This is a genomic window from Candidatus Rokuibacteriota bacterium (assembly GCA_016209385.1).
In the GTDB taxonomy this organism is placed as follows: domain Bacteria; phylum Methylomirabilota; class Methylomirabilia; order Rokubacteriales; family CSP1-6; genus JACQWB01.
Map to the genome: position 1 here is coordinate 1 of JACQWB010000026.1, position 13887 is coordinate 13887.

Below are 13887 nucleotides of genomic sequence, written 5' to 3' on the forward strand. Positions count from 1 at the left end.
CATCGGCCACAAGATCGGCGGCCGGATCCGGCTCTCGCCGGCGGTGATGGAGGCGACCCACGACATCGACTTCATCCTCTGGTGCCTGGAGGGCGTGCGCCCGGTGCGCGTCTACTCGGAGTGCGCGTACGGGGCCATGGAGAAGGAGCACGGCGTGCCCGACTGCCAGTGGATCGTGGTGACCATGGAGAACGGCGCCGTCTTCACCATCGGCGCGGGATGGGCGCTGCCGCCCGGCTACCCTCACTTCTCGTCGGCGACCATCGAGTTCGTGGCCACCGAGGGCGCCGTCCTCATCGACGACAGCCACACGGACATCATCCTGAACACGATGAAGAAGGGCATGGTGCTCCCGCTCTCGACGATGCCCGGTGAGCAGGTCGGGCACGTCTACCAGGGGCCGATGCAGGCCGAGACCATCCACTTCATCGAGGCGGTGGCGCTCGACCGCCCGGTCCTGGTGACGCCCGAGCAGGCGCGCCAGGTCATGGAGGTGACGCTCGCCGCGGACCTCTCGGCAGAGCGTCACGCGCCGGTGACGCTGCCCCTCGAGAAGTTCATCTAGCCGGGCGGGCGCGGCCATGACACCGAGGCGCCAGGCCAAGACGATCGGGCTCGCCATCGCGGGCGCCGGGCGGATCGGCCTGATCCGCGGTGAGATCGCGGCCCGGCACCCCCAGGTGGGGTGGATCGGCATCGCCGAGAAAAAAGCCGAACGCGCCAAGGAGGTCGCCGAGCGGATCGGCGCCGACTTCGTCACCTCCGACCACAACGAGCTCCTGCGACGGCCGGAGGTGACGGCCGCGGTGATCGCCACCGACGAGCATCTGCACGTCGACCCCATCCTGGCCGCCGTGGAACGCGGCCTCGCCCTGCTCATCGAAAAGCCCCTGGCCACCGAGCTGGCTGAGTCCGAGCGGGTGCTCAGGGCCATCGAGCGATCAGGGGCGGATGCGGTAGTGGGATATACGCAGCGATTCAGGCGGCGCTTCATGGCCGCCAAGGAGAAGATCCGCACGGGGCAGCTCGGCGACGTCACGCTGGTCACCTCACGCGCCTTCATGAACCGCCTGGTGGCCATCGACAACTACCGCCGCACCGACCGCCCCGAGACCATCTCGCCCATGGTGATCTCCGGCACTCACGCCCTCGACCTCGTCATGTGGCTCATGGAGGGCAAGACGCCGGTCGAGGCCTACGCGCGTTCCATCGACCGGGTGCTGGGCCCCACCTGGCGCGGCATCGATGCCACCGCGGGCCTCATCACCATGGCCGACGGCAGTCTCTACCACCTGAACATCTCCTGGGCCCTGCCCACGGTGTGGCCCGGCTCCGTCTACAGCCTGGAGATCGGCATCGTGGGGACGGAAGGGGTCCTGACCGTCGACGACACTCACCGCGACGTCGTGCTGGCCACCGAGCGCGCCCAGCCCGCGGGCTACACCCCCGAGAGCACGCGTCACGTGGACTTCCTCGGGAGCTACCCGCCCGGCGACGTCGCGCTCGGCGAGCTGTGGGGCCCCATGCGCGAGGAGACCAACGCCTGGCTCGCGCGCGTCGCCCTCGGCGTCCCGACCCCGCACGCCACCGCCGCCGAGGCCCACAACCGCCTGATGCTCACCAAGGCCCTCGACCTCTCGGCCCGGCGAAAGCGCCCGGTGCCACTCCCCATCACCCCGGAGGACGACAAGCCCTAACCGCGGCGCCCAAGCACACGTGATAAGCCGCCCTCGGGGGTTGGATAACACGATGACGGCGCCGTGGCCTCTTGGCCGTTAGCATAACGAAGACCGTCTTGGTCTCGATGTAATCTACGTGCAGGCGAAGCGGTGGCAGGGCCCTGTCGGCCGTCCAGAAATCCAAAAGTTCGCCGGTGCACTGCAACGCCACCGCGCAAAGAAGGGAATTTGCATCACGACTTCTACCTTTACCAAAGACGCAGAAGACTACGTGGCGAAAATCGACTCGAAGATCGTCCTGATTGACGGTGAACAGCTTGCTCAACTCATGATCGACTACGACGTTGGCGTTGCCCCAGTTGCTTCCTATCAGACCAAAAGAATTGACTCCGATTATTTCATTGAAGGTTAGCGCCTAACATCCTCGTCGAGCGGAGGCGAAAGGAAGGCGTGTCGCCCACGCGCAGCGTCGCGATGGAATGCGAGAAACCAGACAGAAGGCACTTCGTGCGAGTGCGCGTGCAGAAATGGGGCAACCGCCTCGTCTTGCGAATCCCAAAGCTTCTCGCAGCGCACGCGGATATGGAAGAGGGAACGGTTGTCAACGTATCCGTATCAGGAGGCCGACTCGTTGCCGCACCCGTCCCCAGGCGCGGGGCTCTTCTCAAGGATCTCCTCGACGAGGTCACCAAGGCCAATCTCCACGGACGGGTCGACACCGGCGCACAGGCTGGACGGGAGGCCTGGTGATGGCACGCTGCTATCTGCCGCAGCGGGAGACATCGGCTGGTCCTAGCGCAGGCGTCAGTAATCCGACCTCGCCTGTCGGTACCTGTGAGCCGAGCCACGCGTCATTTGCAGGCTCTTTCAGGAAACGCAGGCGCTTGGTAGCCTCGAACGGCCTGTTGGGCCGAGCCCGGCGTAATAAACGTTAGGTTGTCACCTTGGATGGGCGTACACTCATAGGAAATGCCGACTCGAAACGCTTACTATGTCCATGAAGGTTCGGGCCCAAGCGACCCGATATTCTTGGCGGGACCCCGGTTTCCTCGGAACCGAAGCCCGTCCGGACCCTCTTCGACTATCTTGAGGGGGCCGCGACCCTGGACGAGTTTCTACGCCAGTTTCCGTCCGTGAAGCGAGAGCAAGCTATCGCGGTGCTTAACATGGCGCGCGACCCGCTCCTGGCTAGTGCCCGTTCCGCTTGACGAAATCAACCGGTCGAGTTCGCGTTCGAACTTGCCGGTCACGAGGTTCATACGGTAACCGGGTTCGGGTGGGGGGCGGGTTAGACGACCAGCGTCATCGAGGGTATACTCGGCGAGAGGAGACACATCAATGAGGTACAAGATTGCGCTCCAGCAGAGCGAAGAAGGTTACAGCGCCTCGGTGCCCGGTCTACCGGGCTGCTGGTCCCAGGGCGCGACCGAGCAAGAGGCGCTCGAGAACATCCAGGACGCCATCCAGGAGTATCTTGCTGCTCGCGACGAGCTGCTAAAGGGCGCCATCGTTCGCGAAGTCGAAGTTGCCTCTTAGGCGTGCCGAAGATTGCCGGCGTCAATCACCAGGACGCTGTCCGGGCTCTGCAGAAGGCTGGTTTCCGTGTCATCCGGCAGGGCAAGCATATCGTCATGACTGATGGCGTTCGAATCCTCACTATTCCACGGCACAATCCGGTCAATGTCTACACCATGGGCGGTATCGTGCGTGACGCTGGGCTATCAGAAGACGAATTCCGCGAACTTCTGTGAAGCAGCTGCCATCCGCGGGCTGATTGCAACACTGCTTATCCCACAGCCCGCACCTTCTCCTTGAACTCTTCGACGGTCAGGACCCAGGCGATACTCCGGGACATCAGCTCGAGCGCCATCCAGTGGTGGTCCTTGCCGCGCATGCTGGCGACACAGTCGGAGATCACGATCGTCTTGTAGCCCCGGTTCGAGGCCGAGAAGGCGGTAGAGTAAACGCAGGTATCCGTGTTGATGCCGGTGAGCACGACCGTCTCCGCTCGATAGACGCGGCGGAGCAGCAGGTCGAGGTCGGTGTCGAGGAAGCCGTCCAGCGACTTCTTGGTCGTGACGTGGACGTCACCGGGAGCGACCAGGATCGCCGGCACCTCCGCCTGCGGCGAGCCCTCGAGCCGGTCCGGAATCCGGCGCACGCCTGCCTGGGCGTTCTGGGACAGCCGGTGCTCCCGGCTCACCCTGAACGTCTCGCCCGGGTGGAACCCGCGCTCGATCTCGACCGGTCGGCGATTCACGTACACGTGCACGACCGGCATCCCCTCGGCGCGCGCGAAGTCCAGGAGATCCCTCGCGTGCTTCACGACGCGCTCGGCCTCGTCCGCCGCGACGGGGGCGGCGCCGACCTCGAGGTCGAGATAGTCGCGTTGCATGTCGACCGTCGCGACCACGGTGCGACGGGGATCGATCGTCAGCAGGGCATTCATCCGCGCCTTGTACTCGCTGCGGTCCTGGAACTCCACCGGCGGTCTCATGCTCGTGTCCCTCCCCGGTCAAGCCGGCGCGCTATTTCGCGACAGTCTCCGAACACGACCTTGAATCACGCTCACTCCGGCGTGGGTGTCCTCGCCTCAGGCAATGCGCGACCCCGCCGGGCCAGGCATCTCCGCGAGGACCGCCGCGGCGGCCTTTTCGACGACCGTGCCCTCGAAGAAGCGCGGATTGCCCGCGCCCCACAGCCGCACCGCGTTGGCGAAGGCAAAGTCGCGAAAGTCCTCGGCGGCGATCAGGCCATCCTCAACCAGCTCGAAGGCCTCTCCCAGCACCGCGAGCATGTCCGGCACGTCGAAGTGGCCGATGTCGGAGCCGAAGATCGCGTTGAGCCTGGAGCCGAACGGGTTCACGCGAGGGTCGAACGCCCACGCGTTGATCGGGTCGTCGGCCTCGCAGCCGAAGTAGAAGCTGGGCACAAAGAGATCGCGTAGATCTTCCCTGCGCTCGATCCGGCACGCCGAGTAGTCGTCGAGATCGGCGAGGCCGCCGGTGAGGTGGACCGCGTCGGGGTCAGGCCAGCCGTCCCGCTCGCGCAGCGCCGCGACAACCTCCTCGCTGCCGTATTTCCGCGCCAGCTCCGCGAGCAGCGCGCGATCGAGGACGCGGGGATCGGTGTCCTCGAGCGCCTTCCTGTTGCGCTTCTCCCAGTGGCCGACGAGGTCGGCGTAGAGCATGCACGCCCAGCCCACGCCGCCCTCGAGGAAGGCGAAGCGGAGGCGGGGGAAGCGTCGCGTCACCCCGCCGAGGAACAGCGCCTTGCAGACGGCCTCCCCGGCGGCCGCGAAGTGGCCGATGTGGTTGTAGGTGAAGTTCGTTGGCGACAGGCGCAGGCCCTGGCGGCGCGAGCCGGTATGGAAGGTCGGCGCGATGCCGAGTTCCGCGCACTTCGCCCACAGGGGGTCGTAATCGTACTCGCTGTCGAGGCCGAGCGTGTCATACCAGGTCAGGAAGCGGGCGGCGTCGGGATCCTGGGGGGCGATGGCAGCCACCGGGCGCGGAACGAGGCTGCCGAACATCGCCACCTTGAAGCCGAGCTGACGGGTGCAGTACTCCAGCTCCTCGATGACCTCCTCGGGCGTGTGCACGGGGATCACGGCGGCCGGCGTGATGCGGTCGGCGAAGTCGCGGAAGTACTCCGCCGTCAGAACGTTGAACGCGCGGCAGGTGGCCCGGCGCACCTTGTCGTCGGCGATGCGAGGAATGCGGAGCCCCACCGTCGGGTAGAGGACCGCGAAATCGATGCCCAGCTCGTCGAGCCGCTCGTAGAGGAGCTGCGGCAGCATCGCCGTGGCGCGATCGCGCGTGTTCTTCGCCGGCGCCGACCAGAACGCCTCCTGCGGGATGCGCCGCCGTCGCCGCTCCGCGACGGACATCGACAGCGATTCGCGATCGTGGCGTCTGATCGACAGGAAGCCCTCCGCAGCCCGGTCGCCACCGATGCGCCGGAGCTGCTCGCTGACGACCGGCTCGTACTCGACCCAGTGGCCGTCGGCGTCGATGACGGGATGGTTCAGGCTAGCTCGAATCCGCGCTGGGGTGAGATGGCCGTTTTTGTCCACGGGGCACCTCCTGAGGCGTGGGGCCGCGACGTCATGGTCGCGCCGTCTGAACGCTAGGGCGCCCCGGGGTAAAAGTCAAGGCCGACGTTCGCGCCGCGGCGGCCACCGGCCGGGGAGGCGGTGCTGTCAGCCGCCCTCACTGGGGCGCGATGCGGCGCACCCAGTAGTAGCGGGCGATCCGCTCGACCTCCTCCCGAGGGACGCGGTTGAGCAGCACCGTGGTCCCGCGCACGCCGCTCACCACCCCGTGGTCCTGGAACACGCGGATGTGGAAGTCCTCCGGGGCGAAGCCCAGGGTGACGGCCACGTTGACGAGCCGCTCGCGGCCCAGGGCCCGCTGAAGCTCGGCGTCGATGCGCCCCGGCGCGCTGACGCGCACGAAGGCCTCCCAGGCGCCCCACGCCGCCAGCACGGCCACCAGGAAGGCGAGCGTGCGGTGGCGCAGGACCCTCACGCCGACTCCGACACGAGCCCCCAGCGCTCCACGGTCCGGCGCTCCAGAGGCTGGAGCACCAGCCGGTCCGTGGCCAGCCAGAGGCACCCGATGGCGATGATCCCCACCAGGATCGTGTCGCTCTGGTGGAAGTTGGCGGCGTTGTAGATGAGAAAGCCGAGCCCGGTGCTGGTGGCAATCATCTCGGCGGCGATCAGGGCCCGCCAGCCGAAGCCGATGGCCATCCGAAGGCCGGTGACGATGCTGGGCATTGCGCCAGGGATCAGCACCTGCAGGATGACGTGCCGCCGGGAGCCGCCCATGGTCAGCACGGCGTGCTCGAAGATCCGGGGGACCGTGCGCACGCCCACCAGCGTGTTGAAGAAGACCAGGAAGAAGATCGTGTTGAACATGATGAAGGTCACGCTCGCCCACCCGAGCCCGAACCAGGTGATGGCGAGCGGCAGCCAGGCGATCCCGGAGAGCGCGTTGAAGAAGCTCACGATGGGCTCCACCACCGGCGCCAGCCGCCGGGAGAGCCCCACGGCCACGCCCAGAGCGACCGCGAGGGGCACGCTGAAGACGATGCCCAGAAGCACGCGACCCAGGCTCGCCGCGATGTTGATCCAGAGCGAGCCGTCGCGCGCCAGTTCCCACGCGGTCCGCGCCACGTCAGCCGGCGGCGGCAGGAAGATGGAGGGCACGAGCCCCGCCCGCGTGACCAGCGCCCACGCGATCAGGAGCGCCGCGAACGGCGCCGCTCCGCGGAGGGTCGTCGCCAGCGCCCTCATCGCTGCACGAGCCCCCAGCGCGCGATGGTGGCCTCCTCGAGGGGGCGCAGCAGGAAGTAGTCGAGGACCAGCCAGAGCATGCCGATGATCCCCATGCCGAGCATGATCCGCGCGGTGAGGTGGAAGTTCTGGGCGTTGAAGATCATGAACCCGAGGCCGTGGGCGCCCACCAGCATCTCGGCGGCGATGAGCGCCCGCCAGCCGTAGGCGAGCCCGAGCCGCATCCCCGTGGCGATGCTGGGGAGCGCGCCCGGCAGCAGCACGTCCCGCACGATCCGCCACCGCGAGGCCCCCAGGGTGCGGAGCGCGTTGACGTAGAGGCGGGGCACGCTCCGGACCCCGAGCAGCGCGTTGAAGACCACGGGGAAGAACACCGTGTAGTTGACTGCCACCAGGATCGTGCGCTCGCCGAAGCCGAACCAGACCAGCATGAGCGGCAGCCACGCGATCCCGGAGACGGACTGGAAGAAGTTCAGCAGGGGATAGAAGAAGTCGGCCACGCGCCGGCTCATGCCCAGGATCAAGCCGACGGGCACCCCCACCGCGAGCCCCAGCGCGGCGGCAAGCACGATCCGGCGCAGGCTCGCCACGACGTAGGTCGGCAGGATACCCTTGGCGACCAGGTCACCGAGCGCGGCGAGCACGGCCGTGGGCGCGGGCAGGTAATAGTCGGGCAGCGGCAGCGTCGCCGCCGCCACACCCCACGCGCCCGTCGTCGCGGCCAGGACGGCGATCCACGTCGCGACGAGCTCCCAGCGACGCGTCACCGCCCGGCCTCCTCCCCACCCACCTCCTCGCGCACCAGCCGCAGCACGTGGTCCTTGGTGGCGCCGAACACGGGGTCGGAGGTGAAGAGCTTCCAGGTGCGCCCCTCGCGCGGGATGTCCACGGCCACGAGCGCCTTGACCCGTCCCGGGCGGCGCGAGAGGACGCAGCAGCGGTCGCCCAGGAACACCGCCTCCTCGACGTTGTGCGTGACGAAGAGGATGGTCTTGCGCGTCGCCTGGGCGATCGCGTTCAGCTCCTCCTGCAGCGTGATGCGCGTCTGCGCGTCCACCGAGGCGAACGGCTCGTCCATGAGCATGACCTCGGGGTTGGCGGCCAGCGTGCGCGCCACCGCCACCCGCTGGCGCATGCCGCCCGACAACTCGTGGGGGTACTTCTTCTCGAAGCCGCTGAGCCCCACCAGCTCCACGAAGCGCCGGACGATGGCGGCGCGCTCCGCCCGGGACACGCCCTGGATCTCGAGGCCGTGGGCGATGTTCCGCTCCACGGTCCGCCACGGCAGGATGGCGAACTCCTGGAAGACGACGCCGCGGTCACGACCCGGGCCCGTCACCGGCCGGCCGTCCACGAGCACGGCGCCGCGCGTGGGTGGGATGAGCCCGGCCAGGATGTTGAGGAGCGTCGTCTTGCCGCAGCCGCTCGGCCCCACGACGGTCAGGAACTCGCCCTGCCGCACCTCCAGATTGAGGCCGTCGAGCGCCAGCACGCGCTCCCGCGTGAACGGGTTGACGTACTCGTGCCGCAGCCCCTGCAGGGCGATCTTGGCGGGCACGCGCGCCGTCGCGGTCGGCCCTTCAGGGGACCGGCTTGAGGTCCTCGAAGAGCTGCGGGTGGCTCTTCATCACCTTGTCGATGAAGCGCCGCTCGATCCCCTGCTGCCAGGGCAGCGCGGCGCGGAGCTTCTTCTGCTCGATGAGGATCCGCACGTTCTCGTCCCACGCCGCGAGGGTGTGGGAGGTGATTCGGGGATCGAACCTCATGTGGCGAAGCGCCTGCTTGGCCACCGCGCCGTCAAGCCCCGGAACCCAGCGCGTGGCGATCTCGGCGGCCTCGTCCGGGTGCTGACGCGTGTACTGGGCGGCCGCCGCCACCCCGATCACGTAGCGCTCCACGACGTCGGGGCTCTTCTCGATGACGTCGTTGCGCACGGCCATGTTGATGTAGTAGCCGATGTGCCCGCCGCCCCGCGAGACCAGCACGGCATCGGGGACCTTGGCCTGGATCAGGGAGCCGAATGGCTCCCAGATGGCCACCGCCTCCACGCTGCCGCCCTGCAGGGCCGAGACGATGTTGCCGGGCGGGACGTTGAGGAGATTCACCTTCTCGCGGGAGAGGCCTGCCTTCTTGAGCACCACCCCCAGGTACTCGTCGGCGGTGCCGCCGATGGGCGTGCCGACCTTCCGCCCCGCGAGGTCCGCGATCTTCGTGACGCCCGTGCCCTTGCGCGTCCACACGCTGACGGGATCGTCGGAGTACCGGCCGGTGCGGTCTCCCATGAGCCCCACCACACCCTTGGCGGCCATGCCGCGCTCGACGGCCACCGGGTAGTTCGAGAAGGCGGAGCCGATGATCTGGACCTCGCCGGCCTGGAGCGCCTTGGCCATCTCCTGCCCGGTGCTGAGCACCTTGAGCTTGAGGTCGATGCCGTGCTTGAGGAAGATCCCCTTCTCCACCCCGACGAAGCTCGGGACATGGTTCATGTTGCTGCCCACCGCTGCCATCAGCGGGGTGGGCGTCTGGGCCATCGCCGCCCAGGCCACGACCACCACTGTCACCGCCCCCAGGAGTGCTGCCCATCGCTTCATAGCTTTTCCCTCCGATGAGGCTCTGCCGCACGTTCTGCGCACGCCCCTGCTCCGCGCCTCTTACTGGATCAGCGCGGCCCGGCCGACGAGCGCGTTCTGCCGGAGCAACCGGTGGGCTTCCTCCGCTTCCTCCAGCGGGAAGGTCCGCGTGACGATGGCGCGAATCCGCTTCTGGCGGAGCAGCTCCAACGTCTGGCCCAGCTCCGCCAGCGACACGTAGCGCGAGCCGTGGATCTCGAGCGCCCGGTAGAGCATCCACTGGGCGTCCACGCTGAAGACGGGGTCCACCTTGAACACCTCGCGCGGACGCGACCCGATGATGACCAGCCTGCCGGCGCGGGCGAGGGACCGGAGACACGCCTCCAGCGTCTCGGTCGAGGCCACGCAATCGATCGCCGCGTCCACGCCGCGCCCGTCGGTCTTGGCGAGCACCTGTTTCGACAGCTCCTCCCGTCGGACATCGACCACCTCATCCGCCCCCACGGCCTTCGCCATCTCCAGCTTGGCATCGGTCAGATCCGCGGCGAGCACGTAGCCACCGCAGAGCTTGGCCATCTGAACCATGTGGACCCCCACCCCGCCGCCGGCCCCCACGATCAGGACCTGGTCCCCGGGGCCGACCCTGGCTTCCTCGCGACAGGCGTGGAGGGGGGTGCAGATCGCGTCGGCCCCGATCGCGGCCTCGAGATCCGTCACGCCTGGAGGGATGGGGCAGAGGTTGACGGCGGGAATCGCCATGTACTCCGCGTAGCCGCCGTCACAGGCCATCCCCACGTAGCCCTTGAAGTTCGAGCACAGGGTCTCCCGGCCGCTCCGGCAGTAGGGACAGACCTTGCACGTGAGGTAGAAGTGGCAGGTGACCCGGTCGCCGACCTTGACGGTCGTCACCTCCGAGCCCACCTCAGCCACCTCACCCGCCACCTCGTGGCCCGGAATCCGCGGGTACGCGGTGACGCGACCCGGATTCGCGGTCATGATGACCACCGTCAGGCCGACGCCTGTCGCGCGCACGCGGAGGAGGACATCGTTGGGACCGATCTTCGGAACCGGCACCTCTTCCAGGCGCACCGGCCCACCCAGCTCGCGGAGGACCATGGCTTTCACCGTCGCACCTCCTCAATCGGGCCTCGCCTCGTGCCGGGCCTGCCTGCGGCATGGCCGATGGCCCTCGGCTCGAACAGCTTACTGGGTCCCCAGATAAATCTCCTGGACGAGCGGGTTCGCCTTGACCTCTTCCCCAAGCCCGTCGGCCACGACCTTGCCGAAGTGGAGCACGGTGATCCGGTTCGTCACCTCGAAGGCGACGTCCATGTCGTGCTCGATGATCAGGATCGTGATGCCGGGGTCGAGCCGTTTCAGGAGTGCCGTCATCATATTGGACTCGGCGGGCGAGAGGCCGGCAGTCGGCTCGTCGAGCAGGAGCAGCTTCGGCGCCCCGGCGAGGGCCAGGGCGATCTCGAGCTGGCGCTGCTCGCCGTGGGAGAGGTTGCGGACGGTCTCGCCCTCCTTGCCGGTCAGTCCGACCGCCTCCAGCACCGAGCGCGCTCGGTCGAAGAGAAACGAGTAGCGGCTGAGCGCGCGGTGGAGGTGGAGCTTGGTGGGCCTGAGCGCCTGGACCGCCAGCAGGCAGTTCTCCAGCACACTGAGGCTCGGGAACAGGTTCGTGATCTGGTACGTTCGGCCGAGCCCTAGCGCCGCGCGGCGATGCGGCGCGAGCCGCGTCACGTCCCGCCCGAAGAGCGTGATCCGCCCCGCGGTCGGCGGCATCTCCCCGCTGATCAGGTTGAACAGGGTGGTCTTCCCGGCGCCGTTGGGCCCGATGATGGCGCGGCGTTCGCCGGGCTTGACCTCGAGGCTCACCCCGTCGACCGCGTGGAGCCCCCCGAACGCTTTCGACACGTCCGTGAGGCTCAGCGCGAGCTGGTCCGCCATGACAGTCACCCCGCGATGCCCAGACCCTGCGCCGGGGTGCCCTGCCTCGCTTCAGGCCTCCTCGCCTCGACGGGCTTAGCTCGCTCGGACGCCTCCGCTGGGCCCCCCATCCCCCCGCAGCGGGGGGTTGTCCTCGCCACCCAACCCTGTTGGCTGGCTCGGAGCGCTTCGGCGTCCTGTGCTTCGCCGCCCGCCGGGCACCACCGAAGGTGGTCGCGTCGGATTCGCTCCACAGGGCATCCCCGGCGCACGGTCGCGCGTGCCCGAGCGCGGGCTTTGCCCGCGCAAGCCTCCGCGGGAAGGAATCGGAAGGGGGGCGTTAGCCCCCCTCCGAGTGTTAGCAATACTTGCACGGCGGGAAGTTCCGGTCGTAGACGGGCTGCTTCATGAACTCCTCTGGCTTGTACTTCCAGAACTGCGACACGGCCGGGAACGTCTGGACCACCGTGTTCCAGAGCTCGCCCTCCTTTCTCTCGACTTTCCTGATGTAGATGTGCTGGATCGGGTTGCCGTGGGCGTCGAGCTTGATCGGGCCTCGCGGCGCATCAGGGATTTCGACCTTTCGGAGCGCGGCAAGGAATTTCTCGTTGTCCTCCACGTTGCCACCGATGGCCTTGGCGGCCTCGGCGATCCAGCGCGCGGAGGTGTAGCAGGTCTCCGAATAGTAGGAGGGAACCTTGCCGAACTTCGCACGGTACTCTTTGACGAAGCGCTTGTTGATGGGCGTGTCAATGGCGGCACTGTAGATGAGCGGGGTGATGATGCCGAGGGCCTCATCTCCGAGCGAGGGCAGGACAAACTCGTCCGTGGGCACGCCGCCGCCGATGAGCGGGAGACGGGCCTTCAACCCGGCGTCCTGGTACTGCTTGGGGAACCGCAGCGCTGAGGCGGCGACGGCCAGGTAGAAGACCGCGTCAGCGTCCCGGCGGATCTGGGCCAGGTAAGGCGCGAAGTCGGTCGTGCCGAGAGGGAACCAGAGCTTCTGAATCACCTGCCCGCCGGCCTCCTCGAAGGTCTTCTGGAAGCCGCCGACGACCTCGTAGCCGAAGGCGTAGTCCTGGCTTGCAGTCACGACCTTCTTGTACCCGAGCGTCTTATAGACCCACTCCCCAAAGGGATGGGAGGGCTGGCTCGAGGTCCAGCCGGTCCGCACCACCCACTTGGCCGGCTTTCGCTGCGTGAGGTCGTCCGCGGCCATGACGGGGTAGAGCATCGGCACCTTGTACTCGTCCACCTTCGGCGCCAGGGCGTAGCCCACGTGGGCGAAGAGCCCGCCGGCCAGGACATGGACCTTATCGCTCTCCAGGAGCTTTCTGAGTTTGGTCAGGGCGACGGGTGGCTGGCCCTGGGTGTCCTCCACGATGACCTCGACTTTGCGTCCAGCGATCTGGTTGCCGATCTCGTCGAGGTACATCATGAGTCCGTTGACCATATCCTTGCCGACCTGGGCGGCACCGCCGGTCATCGGCGCGAGAAAGCCGATCTTGATCGGCCCCTTCTGGGCCCACACCGGACCCGCCCCAGTGAGCAACACCAGCACTGCGACCACGGCAATCAACAGTTTCTTGCCCATCCTTCGTTCCTCCTCGTGTCGTTCACGTTAGGCCCGGGAAGTCAGCGGTTGACGTCTCGGTCGTGTCGTCAACTGCCTGACGGCCCCCGCGATTCCCTCGGGGGCGTACACGATTGTCCCGATATAGACCGCGCCCAGGATCAAGAGCCAGCGGTGCGTGTAGACGCTCACGAGGTTCTTCAGCATGACGATCACGCCTGCTCCCAGAGCTGGGCCCCCCAGGGTCCCCCGGCCGCCGAGGTCGACCATCAAGAGAATCTCCACAGAGTTGGCCAGTTCCACGTCCGCCGGGCCGACGAAGCCATTATAGTAGGCCCAGAGCACGCCTGAGAAGCCGCCCACGGTCCCGGCGATGACGAAGGCGATGTACTTGTGCAGCCACACGTGATAGCCGAGGGTCCGCATGCGAGACTCGCTCTCGCGGATCCCCACCAGGCTCTGGCCGAACGGCGACCGCACGATCATCCTGAGGAACCAGAGCGCGAGCACGAAGCCGACAAGCGCGAAGTAGTAGAAGGGGATCGCCTTGCCGAGCGACCACGGCACGCCGAGATCGGGCCGAGGGATTCCGGGGATCCCGTTATCTCCCTGAGTCAGCGATACCCACCGATACGCGAGCCCCCAGATTACCATCCCGAGTGCCAGCGTGATCATGAGGAAGTAGACCCCGGTGGCGCGGAGGGCAACCAGGCCGAAGACCGCGGCACCTGCCATGCCGAGGAACACCCCGACCGCCAGGGTAACCCAGAAGTTCGCACCGTGCTGGGTCGTGAGCACGCCCACGCTGTACGCCCCGAGACCGAGGTAGGCGGC

Annotated in this window: 18 protein-coding genes; 7 read left to right on the forward strand and 11 right to left on the reverse strand. The window is 67.6% G+C overall.

What is annotated here, in order from left to right; translation table 11 throughout:
- From HY726_01630 to HY726_01660, 7 genes are all read left to right on the forward strand, one after another.
- Positions 1 to 565: gfo/Idh/MocA family oxidoreductase (locus HY726_01630; protein MBI4607692.1), on the forward strand; the 565-nt coding region annotated here is incomplete at its 5' end.
- A gap of 16 nt (positions 566 to 581) precedes the next feature.
- On the forward strand, positions 582 to 1697 hold the full coding sequence (locus HY726_01635) for a Gfo/Idh/MocA family oxidoreductase (GenBank protein MBI4607693.1): 1116 nt from the start codon (positions 582 to 584) through the stop codon (positions 1695 to 1697).
- Between the two features lie 112 nt (positions 1698 to 1809).
- The gene (locus HY726_01640; protein MBI4607694.1) at positions 1810 to 2091 is read left to right on the forward strand and encodes a restriction endonuclease; all 282 of its coding nucleotides are present in this window, start codon (positions 1810 to 1812) and stop codon (positions 2089 to 2091) included.
- Positions 2092 to 2186: 95 nt separating this feature from the next.
- On the forward strand, positions 2187 to 2429 hold the full coding sequence (locus HY726_01645) for an AbrB/MazE/SpoVT family DNA-binding domain-containing protein (protein MBI4607695.1): 243 nt from the start codon (positions 2187 to 2189) through the stop codon (positions 2427 to 2429).
- 275 nt (positions 2430 to 2704) lie between these two features.
- Positions 2705 to 2887, forward strand: coding sequence for a DUF433 domain-containing protein (locus HY726_01650; protein ID MBI4607696.1), 183 nt, complete (start codon positions 2705 to 2707; stop codon positions 2885 to 2887).
- A gap of 130 nt (positions 2888 to 3017) precedes the next feature.
- Positions 3018 to 3215: a type II toxin-antitoxin system HicB family antitoxin gene (locus HY726_01655; GenBank protein ID MBI4607697.1), complete on the forward strand. Its 198-nt coding sequence runs from the start codon at positions 3018 to 3020 to the stop codon at positions 3213 to 3215.
- 2 nt (positions 3216 to 3217) lie between these two features.
- On the forward strand, positions 3218 to 3430 hold the full coding sequence (locus HY726_01660; protein ID MBI4607698.1) for a type II toxin-antitoxin system HicA family toxin: 213 nt from the start codon (positions 3218 to 3220) through the stop codon (positions 3428 to 3430).
- A 35-nt stretch (positions 3431 to 3465) separates the two neighbouring features.
- On the opposite strand, the gene HY726_01665 is transcribed toward HY726_01660, so the two are convergent.
- The 11 genes from HY726_01665 to HY726_01715 all read right to left on the reverse strand — a co-directional run.
- Positions 3466 to 4176, reverse strand: a complete 711-nt coding sequence (locus HY726_01665) for a cysteine hydrolase (protein MBI4607699.1) — start codon at positions 4174 to 4176, stop codon at positions 3466 to 3468.
- A gap of 96 nt (positions 4177 to 4272) precedes the next feature.
- Positions 4273 to 5754: an amidohydrolase family protein gene (locus tag HY726_01670; GenBank protein ID MBI4607700.1), complete on the reverse strand. Its 1482-nt coding sequence runs from the start codon at positions 5752 to 5754 to the stop codon at positions 4273 to 4275.
- 136 nt (positions 5755 to 5890) lie between these two features.
- Positions 5891 to 6208 (reverse strand): hypothetical protein, encoded by a 318-nt coding sequence (locus tag HY726_01675; protein ID MBI4607701.1) that lies wholly within the window; start codon positions 6206 to 6208, stop codon positions 5891 to 5893.
- Entirely contained in the window at positions 6205 to 6978 is a 774-nt protein-coding gene (locus tag HY726_01680; protein MBI4607702.1) for an ABC transporter permease, read from the reverse strand. The genes HY726_01675 and HY726_01680 overlap by 4 nt, the downstream gene beginning before the upstream one ends.
- Positions 6975 to 7745 carry an ABC transporter permease gene (locus tag HY726_01685; protein MBI4607703.1) on the reverse strand — a complete coding sequence of 257 codons (771 nt, stop codon included), beginning with the start codon at positions 7743 to 7745 and terminating at the stop codon, positions 6975 to 6977. The genes HY726_01680 and HY726_01685 overlap by 4 nt, the downstream gene beginning before the upstream one ends.
- Positions 7742 to 8536, reverse strand: coding sequence for an ABC transporter ATP-binding protein (locus HY726_01690; GenBank protein MBI4607704.1), 795 nt, complete (start codon positions 8534 to 8536; stop codon positions 7742 to 7744). The genes HY726_01685 and HY726_01690 overlap by 4 nt, the downstream gene beginning before the upstream one ends.
- Positions 8537 to 8558: 22 nt before the next feature.
- Positions 8559 to 9569 carry an ABC transporter substrate-binding protein gene (locus HY726_01695; GenBank protein MBI4607705.1) on the reverse strand — a complete coding sequence of 337 codons (1011 nt, stop codon included), beginning with the start codon at positions 9567 to 9569 and terminating at the stop codon, positions 8559 to 8561.
- Positions 9570 to 9629: 60 nt separating this feature from the next.
- Positions 9630 to 10673 carry an alcohol dehydrogenase catalytic domain-containing protein gene (locus tag HY726_01700; protein MBI4607706.1) on the reverse strand — a complete coding sequence of 348 codons (1044 nt, stop codon included), beginning with the start codon at positions 10671 to 10673 and terminating at the stop codon, positions 9630 to 9632.
- A gap of 78 nt (positions 10674 to 10751) precedes the next feature.
- A complete protein-coding gene (locus HY726_01705; protein MBI4607707.1) occupies positions 10752 to 11501 on the reverse strand; it encodes an ABC transporter ATP-binding protein in 750 nt (249 codons plus the stop codon).
- Positions 11502 to 11838: 337 nt separating this feature from the next.
- Complete coding sequence (locus tag HY726_01710; GenBank protein MBI4607708.1) at positions 11839 to 13074, reverse strand: ABC transporter substrate-binding protein; 1236 nt, start codon at positions 13072 to 13074, stop codon at positions 11839 to 11841.
- 27 nt (positions 13075 to 13101) lie between these two features.
- Positions 13102 to 13887: branched-chain amino acid ABC transporter permease (locus HY726_01715; GenBank protein ID MBI4607709.1), on the reverse strand; the 786-nt coding region annotated here is incomplete at its 5' end.